The organism is Pseudomonas sp. SWI36 (assembly GCF_002948105.1).
GTDB classification, from domain to species: domain Bacteria; phylum Pseudomonadota; class Gammaproteobacteria; order Pseudomonadales; family Pseudomonadaceae; genus Aquipseudomonas; species Aquipseudomonas alloputida.
The window spans coordinates 4,569,072-4,585,962 of record NZ_CP026675.1; the positions used below are offsets into that span (position 1 = coordinate 4,569,072).

The following is a 16,891-nucleotide window of genomic DNA, read 5'->3' on the forward strand; positions in this document are numbered from 1 at the left end:
CGAGAGGCGGGCTGTTCGCTGGGGCGGGACGATCAGCGGCGGCGGAACAGCGGCAGCGGTTCGTCGGTGGCGGCCTGGTAGGTCACCGAGAAGTCCTTCAGGCTTTGCAGCGCGTCTTCCGGGTCCTTGTCGGCACGGATGGCGAATGCGTCGAAGCCGCAGCGGGCCATGAAGAACAGCTGGTCGCGCAGCACATCGCCGATGGCGCGCAGTTCGCCCTTGAACTTGTAGCGGTCACGCAGCAGACGCGCATTGGAGTAGCTGCGGCCGTCGGTGAATGCCGGGAAGTTCAGGGCGATGACCTGGAAGTGGTGCACGTCTTCACCGATTTCCTCCGCTTCCTGGTCGCTGTCCAGCCATACGCCCAGGCCGCCATCGCGGGCCTTGAGCACGTGGGCATGGTCGCGCCACATCTGCAGCGGCACGATGTAGTCGTCGCAGTTGGTCAGCTCGTCGAACGAGGTTTCCTTGGGCAGCAGGTGCCAGGTTTCGTCGACGATCTGGTTGTTCTTAATGATTCGCTGCATAGACGCGTTCCTTGAAGGGGTCGATGCCGATACGCTGGTAGGTGTCGATGAAACGCTCTTCCTCGGTGCGTTGCTCGACGTACACGGCGATCAGCTTCTCGATCACATCGGCCATGTCATCCTGCGCGAAGGACGGGCCAAGGATCTTGCCCAGGCTTGCGCCGCGTGCGGCGTTGCCGCCCAGCGACACCTGGTAGAACTCCTCACCCTTCTTGTCCACGCCGAGGATGCCGATGTGGCCCACGTGGTGGTGGCCGCAGGCGTTCATGCAGCCGGAGATGTTCAGGTCGATTTCGCCGATGTCGAACAGGTAGTCCAGGTCGTCGAAGCGGCGCTGGATGGACTCGGCAATCGGGATCGACTTGGCGTTGGCCAGCGAGCAGTAGTCGCCACCCGGGCAGCAGATGATGTCGGTCAGCAGGCCGATGTTCGGGGTGGCGAAGCCGCTCTCGCGCAGTTCAAGCCACAGCGCGTGCAGCTGGCGCTGCTCGACGTCGGCGAGGATGATGTTCTGCTCGTGCGAGGTGCGCAGGAAGCCGAAGCTGTAGCGTTCGGCCAGGTCGGCCACGGCGTCCAGCTGCTTGTCGGTCACGTCGCCCGGGGCAACACCGGTAGGCTTGAGTGACAGGGTCACAGCCACGTAGCCCGGGCGCTTGTGGGCGCGGGTGTTGCGCGAGCGCCAGCGGGCGAACCCTGGGTGCTCGGCATCCAGGGCGGTGTAGTCGACGTTGTCGAGTGCCAGGTACTCGGGGTCGACGAAGTGGCGCGAGACGCGCTGCACTTCGGCTTCGGTCAGGGTGGTGGTGCCGCCACGCAGGTGGACCATTTCGGCCTCGACCTTTTCGGCGAACACTTCCGGGGTCAGCGCCTTGACCAGGATCTTGATCCGCGCCTTGTACTTGTTGTCACGGCGACCGTAACGGTTGTACACGCGCAGGATGGCGTCGAGGTAGCTGATCAGGTCCTGCCATGGCAGGAACTCGTTGATGAACGAGCCCACCACCGGGGTACGGCCCAGGCCACCACCGACCAGCACACGGAAGCCCAGTTCGCCGGCAGCGTTGCGCACCGGCTCAAGGCCAATGTCGTGCACTTCGATGGCGGCGCGGTCTTCCTGCGAGCCGTTGATGGCGATCTTGAACTTGCGTGGCAGGTAGGCGAATTCCGGGTGGAAGGTGGTCCACTGACGGACGATTTCACACCACGGGCGCGGGTCGACGATTTCGTCTGCGGCCACACCGGCGAACTGGTCGGTGGTGGTATTGCGCAGGCAGTTGCCGCTGGTCTGGATCGCGTGCATCTGCACGGTGGCCAGTTCGGCGAGGATGTCGGGGATGTCTTCCAGCGCCGGCCAGTTGAACTGCACGTTCTGGCGGGTGGAAATGTGGGCATAGCCCTTGTCATAGTCGCGAGCGATCTTGGCCAGGGTGCGGACCTGTTTGGCGTTCAGCTGGCCGTACGGCACCGCGACACGCAGCATCGGCGCGAAACGTTGGATGTAAAGGCCGTTCTGCAGGCGCAGAGGGCGGAATTCTTCTTCGCTCAGCTCACCGGCCAGGTAGCGGCGGGTCTGATCACGGAACTGCTTGACGCGGTCCTCGATGATCCGCTGATCGTACTCGTCGTATACGTACATAAAAGTCCTGTCTCAGGCATGCAGCTATTCGCGCGCACGGCCGCGCACTCCGGTACGGAGCCGGGGAACGATAGCAGGTTGCGGTTATGCGCTAAAGTGATGTTTTTGCATATGAAAAGAACCAAATGGACTATGTGAGATTGACTGCCATTTGTGCGCGGAGCATCGCCAGGCGTTTATAATCCGGCGTTTGCTTCGCAGAGATGTGACCCCATGCTCAAGGCCCTGTGCCAAAGCTTGTGCCTTGTCTTGCCATTGGTGGCAAATGCGCAATCGGCTTCGGTGGTGTTCCTCAACCCGGGGCTGTCCAACGAGACATTCTGGACCAGCTATACCCGCTTCATGCAGGCCGCCGCGGACGAGCTGGGCATGACCCTGCAGGTGCAATACAGCGAGCGCCGCGCCGACCTGGCACTGACCCAGGCCCGGGCGATCCTGAGCGCGCCGCAGCGGCCGGATTACCTGGTGCTGGTCAATGAGCAGTACGTGGCACCGGAAATCCTGCGGCTGTCGCGTGGCACCGGGGTGAAGCTGCTGCTGGTCAACAATGGCCTGACCGCCAGCCAGCGCCTCAGTATCGAGGGCCAGCCCGACAAGTACGCCGAGCCACTGGGTACCTTGATTAGCAACGACGAGCAGGCAGGCTTCCAGATGTTGCACCTGTTGCTCGCACAACTGCCTCGCGACGCAGGGCCGGTGGATCTGGTGGCTTTTGCCGGGGTCAAGACCACCCCGGCCTCGCAGTTGCGCGTTGAGGGCATGCGCCGCGCCTTGGCCGATTTCCCTCAGGTGCGCTTGCGGCAAGTGGTATATGGCGGCTGGAACCGCCAGCGCGCGTACGAGCAAGCGAAGCAGTTGCTTGAGCGTTACCCGGCCACCCGGCTGGTGTGGTCGGCCAATGACCAGATGGCCTTTGGTGCCATGCAGGCGTTCGAGGAGGCCGGGCACACGCCGGGGCGTGACGTGCTGTTCGCTGCCGTCAACAGCTCGCCCGAAGCCTTGCGCGCGCGTATCGATGGGCGCCTGAGCGTACTGATGGGTGGGCATTTCACCCTTGGCGGTTGGGCCATGGTGATGCTGCACGATGATGCCCATGGGCTGGCGTTGAACCGCGACGGCGTGCGCGAACGCCGTGTTCCGGTATTGCAGGAAATCGATCAGGCCAAGGCCAGGCGTTGGCTGAAGCTGTTGGAAAGGGACGACTACGGCGTCGATTTTCGGCGTTACAGTGCCGAAGGGCGGCCGCCCGGGTACCGTTACCCGTTTCTGGCGTCACCGGTCGAATATTGAATGACCCTGCTTGAGGGAAGGGCATTGCTCGTCTTAACTGCTGGTGGTGAAGTGCATTCCCATAACCACTACAAGAGGCAATGCAATGGGAAACTCAACCAAGGTCCGCAAAGCTGACAGCAGCGTCGATGCCTGGGCGATCCTCTGCCTGATCGTTCTGGTGGTGGTCACTGCCGTGTATTGGGTCAGCCACCAGTGACTTGCAACTCAAGACCGTGATGTAGCAGGGGCGTCTGCGGGAGGGAATCTCGCAGGCGCTTTATTATTGCCTGTGGCCGCCTCTTCGCGGTGAAAACATATCCCTTGAGAATGTCGCAGGACCGTCGTAGGAGCGGGTTTACCCGCGAAAGGGCCGGCCCTGCTGGCCAATCTCCACCTGCCGTTCACCGTTGCGGCCGCGACCATATTCGCGGGTAAACCCGCTCCTACACAGATCGGTGGTGGACACAGGTCGGTGGTTGGACACAGGCCCTCGTAGGAGCGGGTTCACCCGCGAAAGGGCCGGGACTGCTGGCCAATTTCCACCCGCCGTTCACCGTTGCCGCCGCACCGGATCGGTGGTGGACACAGGTCGGTGGTTGAACACAGGCCGTCGTAGGAGCGGGTTCACCCGCGAAAGGGCCGGCCCTGCTGGCCAATTTCCACCCGCCGTTCACCGTTGCCGCCGCACCGGATCGGTGGTGGACACAGGTCGGTGGTTGAACACAGGCCGTCGTAGGAGCGGGTTCACCCGCGAAAGGGCCGGGCCTGCTGGCCAATTTCCACCCGCCGTTCACCGTTGCCGCCGCACCGGATCGGTGGTGGACACAGGTCGGTGGTTGGACACAGGCCGTCGTAGGAGCGGGTTCACCCGCGAAAGGGCCGGCCCTGCTGGCCAATTTCCACCCGCCGTTCACCGTTGCCGCCGCACCGGATCGGTGGTGGACACAGGTCGGTGGTTGGACACAGGCCGTCGTAGGAGCGGGTTCACCCGCGAAAGGGCCGGGCCTGCTGGCCAATTTCCACCCGCCGTTCACCGTTGCCGCCGCACCGGATCGGTGGTGGACACAGGTCGGTGGTTGAACACAGGCCCTCGTAGGAGCGGGTTCACCCGCGAAAGGGCCGGGCCTGCCGGCCAATTTCCACCTGCCGTTCACCGTTGCCGTCGCGACCGTATTCGCGGGTAAACCCGCTCCTACGCCTGATCGAGGGTGGACACAGGTCGGGTGTTGGACACAGGCCCTGTAGGAACGGGTTCACCCGCGAAGAGGCCGGCACAGGTTAGCGGGTCAGGTGCAGGGCCAACTGCACCAGGCCGATCAATACCGCAATGAACACCAGGGTGAACAGCCCCCCCAGCGCAATGAAATGGCTGGCCTTGCCGTGGGTGAAGTCGCGTGCGCGGTTTTTGCCGCTTTGCACGCCGAAGGCGGCAGCGAGGATGCTGTGCAGCATCTGCCAGAAGGTCGGGGGTTTGCCCTGGCTGGAATCGTCCATGGTGGCTCCTGGGGAAATCAGAGGCAATCAGGGACAGTGTAGGCAATGGTTGTGAGGTTGCCCGTGCCGGCCTCTTCGCGAGGAAACCCGTTCCAACAGGTAAATGACTGCCCTTGAGGGCTGTTTCTTACCTGTGTGGGCAAGCCCGCGAAGAAGCCAGCGCAGTCGTTTAGCTGTCATACCCCAGGTTAGGCGCCAGCCAGCGCTCGCTCACGCTGATATCCTGGCCTTTGCGTGCGCTGTAACGTTCGATCTGATCCTTGTCGACCTTGCCTACGGCAAAATACTTCGCCTGCGGGTGGGCGAAGTACCAGCCGCTGACCGCCGCCGCCGGGAACATCGCGAAGTGCTCGGTGAGGTACACCCCGCTCGGCCCGGTTTCACCGATGGCGGTGCCATCGAGCAGGCGGAACAGGGTTTCCTTTTCAGTGTGGTCGGGGCAGGCCGGATAACCCGGCGCAGGGCGGATGCCGCTGTACTGTTCCTTGATCAGCGCCTCGTTGTCCAGGTGCTCGTCGCGGGCATAGCCCCAGTGCTCTTTACGCACCTGCTCGTGCAGCCATTCGGCACAGGCTTCGGCCAGGCGGTCGGCCAGGGCCTTGACCATGATCGAGCTGTAGTCGTCGCCCTTGTCCTGGTAAGCCTTGGCCACTTCCTCGGCACCGATGCCGGCGGTGGTGATGAAACCACCTACGTAGTCGGTAACGCCACTGTCTTTGGGTGCGACGAAGTCGGCCAGCGACCAGTTGGGCTTGCCGTCCGGCTTGATGGTCTGCTGGCGCAGGTGGTGCAGGGTGGCCAGTGCCTGGCCGTCTTCGCCGTAGACTTCGATGTCGTCATCGTCCACCTGGTTGGCCGGCCAGAAGCCGAATACCGCGCGGGCGCTGATCAGCTTCTCGTCGATCAGCTTGTCGAGCATCTCGCGGGCATCCTTGTACAGCGCCGTAGCAGCCTCACCAACCACCTCGTCGGTGAGGATGCGCGGGAACTTGCCGGCCAAGTCCCAGGAGATGAAGAACGGGGTCCAGTCGATGTACTCGGCCAGGGTGCGCAAATCGATGTCTTCCAGCACCTTGACGCCGGTGAAGGAGGGCACCGCTGGCTGGTAGCTGGCCCAGTCGTACTGCGGCTTGGCAGCGATCGCCTGGGAGTAGCTGAGGCGCTCGGTGCGGGCGCTGCGGTTGGCGGTGCGCTCGCGCACGTCCACGTATTCCAGGCGGGTCTTCTCGACGAAGCCCGGCTTGAGTTCTTTGGACAGCAACTGGGTGGCCACGCCGACCGCGCGCGAAGCGTCGGTGACGTAGATGACCGCGTCGTTGCTGTACTTGGGCTCGATCTTGACCGCCGTGTGCGCCTTGGAGGTGGTGGCGCCACCGATCATCAGCGGCAGTTCGAAGCCCTGGCGCTGCATTTCGCGGGCAACGTGGACCATTTCGTCCAGCGACGGGGTAATCAGGCCGGACAGGCCGATGATGTCGCACTTCTGCTCGCGGGCCGTCTGCAGGATCTTCTCCGCCGGTACCATCACGCCAAGGTCGACGATGTCGTATCCGTTACAGCCCAGCACCACGCCGACAATGTTCTTGCCGATGTCGTGCACGTCGCCTTTCACCGTGGCCATCAGGATCTTGCCCTTGGCTTCTGGCTTGTCGCCTTTTTCGGCTTCGATGAAGGGGATCAGGTGAGCAACGGCCTGTTTCATCACCCGGGCCGACTTGACCACCTGCGGCAGGAACATCTTGCCCGCGCCGAACAGGTCGCCGACCACGTTCATGCCGTTCATCAGCGGGCCTTCGATCACTTCGATGGGGCGCGCGCACTGCTGGCGGCATTCTTCGGTGTCTTCGACGATGAACGCGGTGATGCCCTTGACCAGCGCGTGCTCCAGGCGTTTTTCCACCGGCAGCGAGCGCCACTCTTCGTTTTCCACTTCCTTGGTTGCGCCGCCACCCTTGTAGTCGTCGGCGATGGCCAGCAGTGCATCGGTGCCATGCGGGGTGCGGTTGAGCACCACGTCCTCGACCTTTTCACGCAGCTGGGCCGGGATCTCGTCGTAGATCTCCAGCTGGCCGGCGTTGACGATACCCATGGTCAGGCCGTTCTGGATCGCGTGGTACAGGAACACCGAGTGGATCGCTTCACGCACCGGGTTGTTGCCACGGAACGAGAACGACACGTTGGACACGCCACCCGAGCTCAGGGCGTGGGGCAGGTGGTCGCGGATATAGGCACAGGCCTCGATGAAGTCGACGGCGTAGTTGTTGTGTTCTTCGATACCGGTGGCGACAGCGAAGATGTTCGGGTCGAAAATGATGTCTTCTGGCGGGAAGCCCACCTCGTTGACCAGGATGTCATAGCTGCGCTGGCAGATTTCCTTCTTGCGCGCGGCTGTGTCGGCCTGGCCGACTTCGTCGAAGGCCATGACCACCACGGCAGCGCCATAGCGCTTGCACAGGCGGGCGTGGTGCTTGAACTGCTCGACGCCTTCCTTCATGGAAATGGAGTTGACGATGCCCTTGCCCTGGATGCACTTGAGGCCGGCTTCGATCACTTCCCACTTGGACGAGTCGATCATGATCGGTACGCGCGAAATGTCCGGCTCACCCGCGATCAGGTTGAGGAACCGGACCATGGCCGCCTGGGAGTCGAGCATCCCTTCGTCCATGTTGATGTCGATTACCTGGGCGCCGGCCTCGACCTGCTGCAGGGCGACTTCCAGGGCTTCGGTATAGTTCTCTTCGCGGATCAGCCGGGCGAACTTGGCGGAACCGGTGATGTTGGTGCGCTCACCGACGTTGACGAACAGCGACTGGCGGTCGATGGTGAACGGCTCCAGGCCCGACAGGCGGCAGGCCTTGGCGATTTCCGGGATCTCGCGCGGCTTGTACTTGGCCACGGCTTCGGCAATGGCCTGGATGTGCCCCGGCGTGGTGCCGCAGCAGCCGCCAATGATGTTGAGGAAGCCGCTGGCCGCGAATTCTTCGACCACCGCGGCCATCTCGGCCGGGGTTTCGTCGTACTCGCCGAAGGCGTTCGGCAGGCCGGCATTGGGGTGGGCGGACACATGGGTATCGGCCTTGGTCGCCAGTTCTTCCAGGTACGGGCGCAGGTCCTTGGCGCCGAGGGCGCAGTTCAGGCCCACGGAAATCGGCTTGGCGTGACGCACCGAGTTCCAGAACGCTTCGGTGGTCTGGCCCGACAGGGTACGGCCGGATGCGTCGGTGATGGTGCCGGAGATCATGATCGGCAGTTCGACGTTGTCGTCCTCGAACACTTGCTGCACGGCGAAGATCGCCGCCTTGGCGTTGAGGGTGTCGAAGATGGTTTCGATCAGGATCAGGTCGGCGCCGCCTTCGATCAGGCCGCGGGTGGCCTCGATGTAGTTTTCTACCAACTCGTCGAAGGTGACGTTGCGAAACCCTGGGTCGTTGACGTCCGGGGAAATCGAGCAGGTTCGGCTGGTAGGGCCGAGCACGCCGGCAACGAAGCGCGGCTTGTCCGGCGTCTCCAGGGTCTTGGCATCGGCAACCTGGCGAGCGATGCGCGCGCCTTCGACGTTCAACTCGTAAACCAGCGACTCCATGCCGTAGTCGGCCTGGGAAATCTGCGTGGCATTGAAGGTGTTGGTTTCGAGAATATCGGCACCGGCATCCAGGTAGGCCTTCTCGATGGCGGCGATCACGTCCGGGCGGCTGAGCAGCAAAAGGTCGTTGTTACCCTTCACATCGCTTGGCCAATCGGCAAAACGCGTGCCACGATAGTCGTGTTCCTCCAGGCGGTAGCTTTGGATCATAGTACCCATGCCGCCGTCGAGGATCAGGATGCGCTCTTTGAGTGCGTTCTGGAGTGCTTGGAGACGAGCGCTGCGGTCGGACATAGGAACTACCTGGTCGGGCGAATATCAGAAGGTGCCGAATCATAACAAAGCTGCGCGGTTTTTAGGCATGTCGCCCATTTGCATGAAAACTGCTCATGTTGGGCGGGTGGAGGCAGCGCGAAGCACCCAGGACGACCAGGCAACAAATCGTGATGGCTTTCAAGAACCAGGACTTTCCGCACATGGTGCATCGTATCCTTGCCGGCGCCTTCGCCCTGCTCATCAGCGGCGCGGTATTCGGGCAGGCCCCCCAGTCGAGCCCGGCTATTTCCTACACCCGGGACATTCAACCGATCTTCACCGAGAAGTGCGTGGCCTGCCATGCCTGCAACGACGCCGCCTGCCAGCTCAAGCTGGAAAGCCCTGAAGGCGCGGTACGCGGGGCCAGCAAGGTCCCGGTGTACCAGGGCGAGCGGAGCAAGGCGGTGCCCACCACGCGGCTGTTCTACGACGCACACAGCGAAGAGCAATGGCGCAAGAAGGGCTTCTACTCGGTGCTCGACAACCAGGGCGGTCAGGCCGCGCTGATGGCGCGCATGCTGGAGTTGGGCCACAAGACCCCGCTTACGCCCAACGCCAAGCTGCCCGAAGAGATCGTCCTGGGCCTGAGCCGCAACAACATGTGCCCGTTGCCCCATGAATTCGACGCCTATGCCGGCGCACACCCCAAGGAGGGCATGCCGCTGGCGGTGACCGGGCTGACCGACAAGGAATATGCCACCATGCGCCGCTGGCTGGCCGCTGGTGCGCCGGTGGAGTACCAGCCGATCCAGCCGAGCGCGGCCGAAGCCAGGCAGATCGCAGAGTGGGAAGAACTGCTCAACCGCCCGGGTTCTACCGAGGCGCTGGTGGGACGCTGGCTGTACGAGCACCTGTTTTTGGCGCACATCCATTTCGCTGGCGGCGAGCAGGGCCACTTCTTCCAGTGGGTGCGCTCGCGCACGCCAAGTGGCAAGCCGGTCGATATCATTGCCACCCGCCGCCCCAACGACCCGCCAGGCACGGACTTCTACTACCGGTTGATCCCGGTGCAGGGCGTGATCGTGCACAAGACGCACATCACCTACCCGATGGGGCCGCAGAAGCTCAAGCGCGTGAAGCAGCTGTTCTATGCCGGCGACTGGCATGCCGCCGCGCTTCCGGGCTACGGCCCGCGCCACCGGGCCAACCCGTTTGAAACCTTCGAGGCGATCCCGGCCGTGGCGCGCTACCAGTTCATGCTGGATAACGCCGAGTACTTCGTGCGCACCTTCATCCGTGGCCCCGTGTGCCGCGGGCAGATTGCCACTGACGTGATCCGCGACAACTTCTGGGCGCTGTTCCAGGAGCCGGCCTTCGATCGCTATGTCACCGATGCCGAGTACCGGGGCGAGGCTACCCCGCTGCTGGCCATGCCTGGTCAGATCGATGACGTGGGCAGTGTGCTGAGCCTGTGGCACGCCTATCGTGACAAGCGCAACGACTACGAGAAACTGCGCCGTGAAGCCTATGCCGAAATGCCGGCACCGAGATGGTCGACGCTGTGGGCCGGCAACGACAATGCGCTGCTGAGCATCTTCCGCCACTTCGACAGCGCATCGGTGACCAAGGGCCTGGTGGGGGATGTGCCGCTGACCGTGTGGCTGTTCGACTACCCGTTGTTCGAGCGCACGTATTACCAGTTGGCGGTCAACTTCGATGTGTATGGCAACGTATCGCACCAGTTGCAGACGCGCCTGTACTTCGACCTGATCCGCAATGGTGCCGAGGTCAACTTCCTGCGCCTGATGCCGGCCGACCAGCGCAAGGCGATCCTTGGCGACTGGTACCAGAACAGTGGCAAGGTGAAGATGTGGATGGATTATGAAGACATCGACACCGACACCCCGAGTGGCATCAAGCTCGACCCGCGCAATCCCAAACGCGACTTTGGCCTTAAGCTGCTGCAGCGCACCGGCAGCCTGAATGCCGCGCCGGACCCGATCAACCGCTGCCAGGGCGCGTTCTGCTCACGGCCGCAGATGAGCGAAGAGTTCCGCAATGCCGAGCAGTCGCTCAGCCGACTGGTGTCGCGCCCGGCGGCCGGGCTGAAGGTGATCAACCAGTTGCCCGAGGCGACCATGCTGCGTATCGAAGGGCAGGACGGCCAGCGTCAGGTGTACAGCCTGCTGCGCAACCGCGCGCACAGCAACGTGGCGTTCCTGCTGGGTGAGGCGTACCGCTACCAGCCGGGGCTGGATACCCTGACCCTGTACCCGGGGGTGCTCAGCAGCTACCCGAACTTCATCTTCAACATCCCGACCACGGATGTGCCGGAGTTCGTCGAGGACATGGAGTATGCCAAAGATGACGCGGCGAAGTTCGAGCGCATTGTCATGCGCTGGGGTGTGCGCCGCAGTCACCCAGCGTTCTGGCGCTACTTCCACGACCTGAACAGCTATATCAAGGAGACCGAACCGGTCGAGGCGGGCGTGCTGGACATGAACCGCTACCAGAACCTCTGATCGGGTTGGCTGACCTTTCCGATTTGCCTGCGGTCGGACACGGTAGGTGGTCTGGATCGATTGCTGGGGGCTGCTTTGCAGCCCTTCGCGGGTGAACCCGCTCCTACGACAGGTACGGCGCTGCTTTCAAGGCTGGCGCTGGCCTCTGCACTCGATACGGGCCTCAATGCACCGCCAAGCGCAGGGTATTCCATGCTGTATTCGCTTCAGGCATTGCGGGCGTTCGCCGCCTGGGTGGTGGTCTGCCACCATTTCATGCAGATCTTCTTCGACTTCCACGCCACCGGCCCCATCGGCCAACTGCTTACCGACCGTGGCGCCGTAGGTGTCGACATCTTTTTCGTCATCAGCGGGCTGGTCATCTACCTGTCGACCCGCGACAAAACCATCGAGCCGCGCCAGTTCCTCCTCAATCGGGCGCTGCGCATCGTCCCTGCCTACTGGTTCTACACAGCCCTGATGGCCATGTTGCTGCTGGCATTCAGCCAATGGATGCCACATCAGGCGTTTGACTGGCGGCACCTGTTCCTGTCGCTGCTGTTCATCCCGGCGGAAAACCCAGGTGGTTATGGCCTTTACCCGACCCTGAACGTGGGCTGGACGCTGAACTTCGAGATGTTCTTCTACCTGCTGTTCGGCCTGGCGTTCCTGGTACGCCAACGGCATCACCTGCTGCTGGTGACTGCCGCTCTGTTGCTGGTCAGTGAGGTACTGGGGCGCATGGGCGTGGTCAGCCGCTTCTACAACAACGACATCATCTACGAGTTTCTGTTGGGCATTGGTGTCGGTGTACTGTACCGCCGCGGGCTGATCCGCCAGGGCCGGTGGTTGCCGCTGGCGTTGCTGGGTGTGGCGGGCATGGCGATCTACTGTCTGGACGCTTCCCAGCGCTTGCTGCACTGGGGGTTACCGAGTGCGATGGTCGTCCTGGCCTTCGTGGCCATGGAGCCGCTGTTCCAGGGCAATCGGCTGCTCAAGGCCCTTGGCGACTGTTCGTACTCGGTGTACCTGATACATGTGCTGGTGCTGTATGCCGGTTGGTTCGCCAGTGAGCGCCTGCATCTGAACCCGTTCCTGACATTTGCCCTGTGCGTGCCGTCCATTGGACTAATGTCGTGGTTCAGCTACCAGTGGCTGGAGCGCGGCCTGTACCGGCGAATGCAGGCCTGGCTGGCGGCGCAACGGGGGCCGGCCCCTGAATATGCGCTTTCCCGAGTCAATTGCTAGGACTTTGTTCGAAGGCTGGGTTGGCGTACACTTGGCCGCAAGTCTGTGAGGAACCTACATGAGCGCTATAACCATTACCGACGCCGCCCATGACTACCTGGCCGATCTGCTCTCCAAGCAGAATACGCCCGGCATCGGCATTCGCATTTTCATCACCCAGCCGGGCACCCAGTACGCCGAGACGTGCATCGCCTACTGCAAGCCGGGCGAAGAGAAGCCTGACGACACCGCCGTGGGTCTGAAAAGCTTCACTGCCTACCTGGACGCCGTCAGCGTACCGTTCCTGGAAGACGCGATGGTCGACTACGCCACCGACCGCATGGGTGGCCAGCTGACCATCAAGGCGCCAAACGCCAAGGTGCCGATGGTCAACGAAGACAGCCCGATCAACGAACGTATCAACTACTACCTGCAGACCGAGATCAACCCCGGCCTGGCCAGCCATGGCGGCCAGGTGAGCCTGGTGGACGTGGTCGATGACGGCATTGCCGTGCTGCAGTTCGGTGGTGGCTGCCAGGGTTGCGGCCAGGCCGATGTCACGTTGAAGGAAGGCATCGAGCGCACCCTGCTCGAGCGTATTCCGGAGCTGAAGGGCGTGCGTGACGTGACTGACCACAGCCAGAAAGAAAACGCCTACTACTGAGTTGAAGGCGGCTCCCTTAGCAACAAAGTGTTACGGTTTCAACCCCTGCGACAACAGGCCGCAGCCCGTATTCAAAGGGCTGCAGGCCATACCCGCCATGGTCAGGTAGAACCCCTCTGGGTGTCATGCCAGAATGCCCCGGTTTTTCGACCGGCCCGTCCCGAGGGCCGGCACCTTCCCTGTAAAGGATGGTTTCATGAATGATCTTTTGACCCGGCGTGCGGTTGTCGCCGGCATGGGCGTTCTCGGGCTTGGCCTGCTGGCAGGCTGTAGCCCGGCCCGGGGGCTCGAGTTCAAGTACGGCAAGAACATGAGCAACGAAATCCTCGGGCGCAAGTTCAGCCTCAAAGACCCGCAAGGTAACGTGCGCACCCTGTCGAGCTTCTACGGCAGCATGCCGATGGTCTTCTTCGGCTTCACCCAGTGCCCAGCCGTCTGCCCGACCACGCTTGCGCGTGCGGCGCAGATTCGCAAGCTGCTGAGGGGCCGCGACCGCGACCTGTTCCAGGTGGTGTTCATCACCCTTGACCCGGAGCGCGACACGCCCGAGGTGCTCGATGCCTACGTCAAGGCCTTCGACCCGACGTTCACCGCGCTGACCGGCACCCCCGAGGAAATTGCCGCCGTGGCCAAGGAATTCAAGGTGTTCTACGAGAAGGTTCCGGCCGGAGACACCTACACCATTTCTCACTCGTCCACCAGCTACGTCTACGATACACGTGGCACCCTGCGCCTGAGCCTGGGCCATTCCCTGAACGCCAAGGAATGCGCCGAAGATCTGGTCACCCTGATGGAGATCTGCTGAATGTCGATGCAACCGATCAAACGCGGTCTGGCTGCCCTGGTACTGATGGGGCTGGCCCTGCCGGCCCTGGCCCAGACCACCGTGAGTGATGCCTGGGTGCGTGCCAGCGTGCCGCATCAGCAGTCCACCGGTGCGTTCATGGTCCTGACTGCCAGCAGCGACAGCAAGCTGGTGGGTGTGGCTTCGCCCGTGGCCAAGACCGTGCAGGTGCACGAGATGACCATGAACGGTGACGTGATGGGCATGCGTGAGGTCAAGGCTGTCGAATTGCCAGCCGGCAAGGCAGTGACCCTGGACCCGAATGGCCTGCATGTCATGCTGATGGGCCTGAACAATCAGGTGAAGGAGGGTGACAAAGTGTCACTGACCCTGACCATCGAGGATGCCAAGGGCGCCAAGGAAACCCTGGACGTTCAGGCGCAAGTGCGTGCGCTCAACGCCGACGCAGGTGGTGGGCATGATCACATGCACATGAACCACTGACAGATCAAAGGGCCGCGTTCAGCGGCCCTTTTCTTTTCAACTGCGCCTTTCAGCTACGAAAGCGCGGCAGCGGTCTGTCGAGGGTCAGCGACGTCAGGGTCTTGCGAACCTGGGCCTCATCGGCCTCCAGTGCCTTCAGGCTAGCGCGGATCTTGCCGGCGGCGGGCACATCGCCCTGCCGGTCGATCCAGTCGGCAATCTCCTTGCAGGCACTGCTCAGACAGGCCTGGCGCTGGTTCATCAACGACAGAAGGGTGGTGAGCTCTCTTTCGGACATGACAGGATCCTCCATTCAGCCTTGTCAGTGTAGCAGAGGGTTGGCCAGGCTCTTGCGGCCTTTGCAAGGCGCGCTGCGGCAGCTGCAAAGGGCTACTGCCGCGTCTCAGTAACAACGCGTTACTTATAAACAGCATGTTTTTAAAGTTGATGCTCGTCTCGTGCGTGGGATCCAAGGCTCGGGATCTGAAAGTGACCTGTTGAAGTGCTCAACTGCACAGTCTGGTAGCTGCTGGCGGGTCTGCATTCTCGAGAGGGCGCTGCCGCCCTCTCACGCGCGTAGAGCAGAGTGAACGCAGGCTTGTCGATACGCCCCCGGGGTCACCCCATAGGCCTGCTTGAACTGCCGGCTCAAATGGCTCTGGTCGGCAAAGCCGAGGTCGAACGCCACTTGCGAAGCGGCCAGGCCGTGCTTCAGCATTTCGCGGGCGCGGGCCAGGCGGCGTTGCTTCAGCCAGGCATGGGGTGGCAGTCCGGTGGCCTGGCGGAACACCCGGGCGAAGTGGAACGGCGACAGGTTGACTGCTGCCGCCAGCGCTTCCAGTGAGGGCGGGTCGGCCAGTTGGCTTTCCAGCAGTTCGCGGGCGCGGGCTACGGCGAGGGGTTCGTGGCCAGGGGCCGAAGGCTCGGCGCACTGCCCGTGCCGCTGCACCAGGGCCAGCACCGCCTGGCGCCAGGCCGTCTGCTGCTGCAAGGCGCTGGCGCTGGCTTCGGACAACTGATGCAGCTGGCTGAACGCGAGGGCCAGGGCCGGGTCATGGATCACGCTGTCCTTGAAGCTGGGCATGCCGTGGCGGCCCAGTTCCAGTTCGTCAAGCACACCGGTCACCCGCTCGTGCTCGGGATAGAAGCCGCGATAACGCCAGCCGGCTTCATGGGCCGTAGCGCCGGTATGCAGTTCGTCGGGGTTGATCAGCACCATGCTGCCGACCGGTGCCAGGTGCTCGCTGCCGCGGTGCCAGAAGCGCTGGGCGCCCGACTCGATCACGGTGAATACATAGCCCTCGTGCACATGCGGGGCGAAGCGCTGCTGGTAATAGCGAGCGTGCAGCATCTCGACGTCGCCAAGGGCTGGCGCCTGCCAGAGGTGTGTCTGCTCGCGCAAGGGTGGGCTCATGCCAGCCAGCTGCGCAGAAGGAAGAAGATCAACATGCTCACCAGCATGCTCAGCAATACGCTGCGGGTCAACAGCACCAGGGCGATGGCCACAAGGGAGCCCAGCAGGTAGGGGTTGAGCAGGCTCAGGTTGAGCTGGTGGTCAGCCATGAAGATGATCGGGCCGCAGATGGCAGTGAGCATGCCCGGCACGGCAAAGCCGAGAAACTGCCGGGCATTCGAGCTCAGGCGCAAGGGCAGGCGCGGCTCCAGGAATGCGTAGCGGTTGAGGAACACGATGGTGCCCATGGCGAAAATCAGGATCCAGGTCATGCGCGGGCTCCGGCGAATTTCTGGCAGATGAACCCGGCGCTCATGCCCAGCAGGCCTGCGACCACCAGGGCGGTTTCCCAATGCCAGTAACTGAACAGCACTGAACAGAACAGCGACACGGCTACGCACACCACGGTGGCCAGGTTGCGCACCAGCGGGGCGATCAGGGCGACAAAAGTGGCGACAATGGAGAAATCCAGGCCGAACTGGTCCAGGTGTGGAATATTCTGGCCCAGCAGTATGCCGGCCAAGGTGAACAGGTTCCAGGCAATGTAGAAGGTCAGGCCCACCCCCAAGGCATACCAGCGGTTGAATTGCTGCTGGTCGTACTGGCTGGTCAGGGCGAAGAATTCGTCGGTCAGCAGAAAGCCCAGGCCCAGGCGCCAGCGCAGCGGCTGGCTGGACAGTACCGGGCGCATCGACAGGCCATACAGCAGGTGCTGCGAGGTCAGCAGCAGGGTGGTGAGCAGGATCGACGCCAGGTTGGCACCCCCCTTGAGCATGCCAATGGCCACCAGCTGCGCGGCGCCGGCGAAGACGATGGCCGACAGCCCTTGCCCCTGCCAGGCGCTGAGGTTGGCCTCGATGGCCATGGAACCGGCCAGCAGGCCCCAAGGGGCAACGGCCAGGGACAACGGGAGAATGGCAATGGCGCCGTGAAGAAAGGCTTGGCGGGCGATGTGGGGCATGATGGCTGCATGACGGCTACGAGGCAGGCCAGCATGACAGACGGGGCAGGG

Annotated in this window: 14 protein-coding genes; 6 read left to right on the forward strand and 8 right to left on the reverse strand. The window is 62.9% G+C overall.

Annotated features, from left to right (window positions below):
• Window positions 1–32: 32 nt before the first annotated feature.
• Both C4Q27_RS21815 and C4Q27_RS21820 read right to left on the reverse strand, forming a co-directional pair.
• The gene (locus tag C4Q27_RS21815; protein WP_003250391.1) at window positions 33–527 is read right to left on the reverse strand and encodes a DUF934 domain-containing protein; all 495 of its coding nucleotides are present in this window, start codon (window positions 525–527) and stop codon (window positions 33–35) included.
• Window positions 511–2,163 carry a nitrite/sulfite reductase gene (locus tag C4Q27_RS21820; RefSeq protein WP_064493402.1) on the reverse strand — a complete coding sequence of 551 codons (1,653 nt, stop codon included), beginning with the start codon at window positions 2,161–2,163 and terminating at the stop codon, window positions 511–513. Before C4Q27_RS21820 ends, C4Q27_RS21815 begins: the two co-directional genes overlap by 17 nt.
• 213 nt (window positions 2,164–2,376) lie before the next feature.
• Here C4Q27_RS21820 and C4Q27_RS21825 point away from each other — a divergent pair, with 213 nt between their 5' ends.
• A complete protein-coding gene (locus C4Q27_RS21825) occupies window positions 2,377–3,453 on the forward strand; it encodes an ABC transporter substrate-binding protein (protein ID WP_064493401.1) in 1,077 nt (358 codons plus the stop codon).
• Window positions 3,454–4,713: 1,260 nt separating this feature from the next.
• Here C4Q27_RS21825 and C4Q27_RS21840 read toward each other — a convergent pair.
• Entirely contained in the window at window positions 4,714–4,929 is a 216-nt protein-coding gene (locus C4Q27_RS21840; RefSeq protein WP_020193229.1) for a DUF2970 domain-containing protein, read from the reverse strand.
• 169 nt (window positions 4,930–5,098) lie between these two features.
• A complete protein-coding gene (metH, locus tag C4Q27_RS21850; RefSeq protein WP_104887361.1) occupies window positions 5,099–8,806 on the reverse strand; it encodes a methionine synthase in 3,708 nt (1,235 codons plus the stop codon).
• Window positions 8,807–8,988: 182 nt separating this feature from the next.
• Between metH and C4Q27_RS21860 the strand changes: the two genes are divergently transcribed.
• The 5 genes from C4Q27_RS21860 to C4Q27_RS21880 all read left to right on the forward strand — a co-directional run bounded on the left by C4Q27_RS21860 (window position 8,989) and on the right by C4Q27_RS21880 (window position 14,447).
• Window positions 8,989–11,289 carry a fatty acid cis/trans isomerase gene (locus C4Q27_RS21860; protein WP_104887878.1) on the forward strand — a complete coding sequence of 767 codons (2,301 nt, stop codon included), beginning with the start codon at window positions 8,989–8,991 and terminating at the stop codon, window positions 11,287–11,289.
• Between the two features lie 192 nt (window positions 11,290–11,481).
• A complete protein-coding gene (locus C4Q27_RS21865; RefSeq protein ID WP_104887362.1) occupies window positions 11,482–12,516 on the forward strand; it encodes an acyltransferase in 1,035 nt (344 codons plus the stop codon).
• A 58-nt stretch (window positions 12,517–12,574) separates the two neighbouring features.
• Entirely contained in the window at window positions 12,575–13,159 is a 585-nt protein-coding gene (gene nfuA / locus C4Q27_RS21870) for a Fe-S biogenesis protein NfuA (protein ID WP_104887363.1), read from the forward strand.
• A gap of 196 nt (window positions 13,160–13,355) precedes the next feature.
• The gene (locus C4Q27_RS21875; RefSeq protein WP_003250418.1) at window positions 13,356–13,964 is read left to right on the forward strand and encodes an SCO family protein; all 609 of its coding nucleotides are present in this window, start codon (window positions 13,356–13,358) and stop codon (window positions 13,962–13,964) included.
• On the forward strand, window positions 13,965–14,447 hold the full coding sequence (locus tag C4Q27_RS21880) for a copper chaperone PCu(A)C (protein ID WP_104887364.1): 483 nt from the start codon (window positions 13,965–13,967) through the stop codon (window positions 14,445–14,447). It begins immediately after the preceding gene.
• 49 nt (window positions 14,448–14,496) lie between these two features.
• Here C4Q27_RS21880 and C4Q27_RS21885 read toward each other — a convergent pair whose 3' ends face one another.
• From C4Q27_RS21885 to C4Q27_RS21900, 4 genes are all read right to left on the reverse strand, one after another.
• The gene (locus C4Q27_RS21885) at window positions 14,497–14,724 is read right to left on the reverse strand and encodes a hypothetical protein (protein ID WP_003250422.1); all 228 of its coding nucleotides are present in this window, start codon (window positions 14,722–14,724) and stop codon (window positions 14,497–14,499) included.
• Between the two features lie 270 nt (window positions 14,725–14,994).
• On the reverse strand, window positions 14,995–15,840 hold the full coding sequence (locus tag C4Q27_RS21890; protein WP_003250425.1) for an AraC family transcriptional regulator: 846 nt from the start codon (window positions 15,838–15,840) through the stop codon (window positions 14,995–14,997).
• The gene (locus C4Q27_RS21895) at window positions 15,837–16,151 is read right to left on the reverse strand and encodes an AzlD domain-containing protein (RefSeq protein WP_064492421.1); all 315 of its coding nucleotides are present in this window, start codon (window positions 16,149–16,151) and stop codon (window positions 15,837–15,839) included. The genes C4Q27_RS21890 and C4Q27_RS21895 overlap by 4 nt, the downstream gene beginning before the upstream one ends.
• Complete coding sequence (locus C4Q27_RS21900) at window positions 16,148–16,840, reverse strand: AzlC family ABC transporter permease (RefSeq protein ID WP_004573762.1); 693 nt, start codon at window positions 16,838–16,840, stop codon at window positions 16,148–16,150. The genes C4Q27_RS21895 and C4Q27_RS21900 overlap by 4 nt, the downstream gene beginning before the upstream one ends.
• Window positions 16,841–16,891 lie beyond the last annotated feature (51 nt).

Bases quoted from the DNA above. Each gene is read 5' to 3' on its own strand.
- C4Q27_RS21815 (WP_003250391.1), bottom strand. From the start codon at position 527: ATGCAGCGAATCATTAAGAACAACCAGATCGTCGACGAAACCTGGCAC.
- C4Q27_RS21820 (WP_064493402.1), bottom strand. From the start codon at position 2,163: ATGTACGTATACGACGAGTACGATCAGCGGATCATCGAGGACCGCGTC.
- C4Q27_RS21825 (WP_064493401.1), top strand. From the start codon at position 2,377: ATGCTCAAGGCCCTGTGCCAAAGCTTGTGCCTTGTCTTGCCATTGGTG.
- C4Q27_RS21840 (WP_020193229.1), bottom strand. From the start codon at position 4,929: ATGGACGATTCCAGCCAGGGCAAACCCCCGACCTTCTGGCAGATGCTG.
- metH (WP_104887361.1), bottom strand. From the start codon at position 8,806: ATGTCCGACCGCAGCGCTCGTCTCCAAGCACTCCAGAACGCACTCAAA.
- C4Q27_RS21860 (WP_104887878.1), top strand. From the start codon at position 8,989: ATGGTGCATCGTATCCTTGCCGGCGCCTTCGCCCTGCTCATCAGCGGC.
- C4Q27_RS21865 (WP_104887362.1), top strand. From the start codon at position 11,482: ATGCTGTATTCGCTTCAGGCATTGCGGGCGTTCGCCGCCTGGGTGGTG.
- nfuA (WP_104887363.1), top strand. From the start codon at position 12,575: ATGAGCGCTATAACCATTACCGACGCCGCCCATGACTACCTGGCCGAT.
- C4Q27_RS21875 (WP_003250418.1), top strand. From the start codon at position 13,356: ATGAATGATCTTTTGACCCGGCGTGCGGTTGTCGCCGGCATGGGCGTT.
- C4Q27_RS21880 (WP_104887364.1), top strand. From the start codon at position 13,965: ATGTCGATGCAACCGATCAAACGCGGTCTGGCTGCCCTGGTACTGATG.
- C4Q27_RS21885 (WP_003250422.1), bottom strand. From the start codon at position 14,724: ATGTCCGAAAGAGAGCTCACCACCCTTCTGTCGTTGATGAACCAGCGC.
- C4Q27_RS21890 (WP_003250425.1), bottom strand. From the start codon at position 15,840: ATGAGCCCACCCTTGCGCGAGCAGACACACCTCTGGCAGGCGCCAGCC.
- C4Q27_RS21895 (WP_064492421.1), bottom strand. From the start codon at position 16,151: ATGACCTGGATCCTGATTTTCGCCATGGGCACCATCGTGTTCCTCAAC.
- C4Q27_RS21900 (WP_004573762.1), bottom strand. From the start codon at position 16,840: ATGCCCCACATCGCCCGCCAAGCCTTTCTTCACGGCGCCATTGCCATT.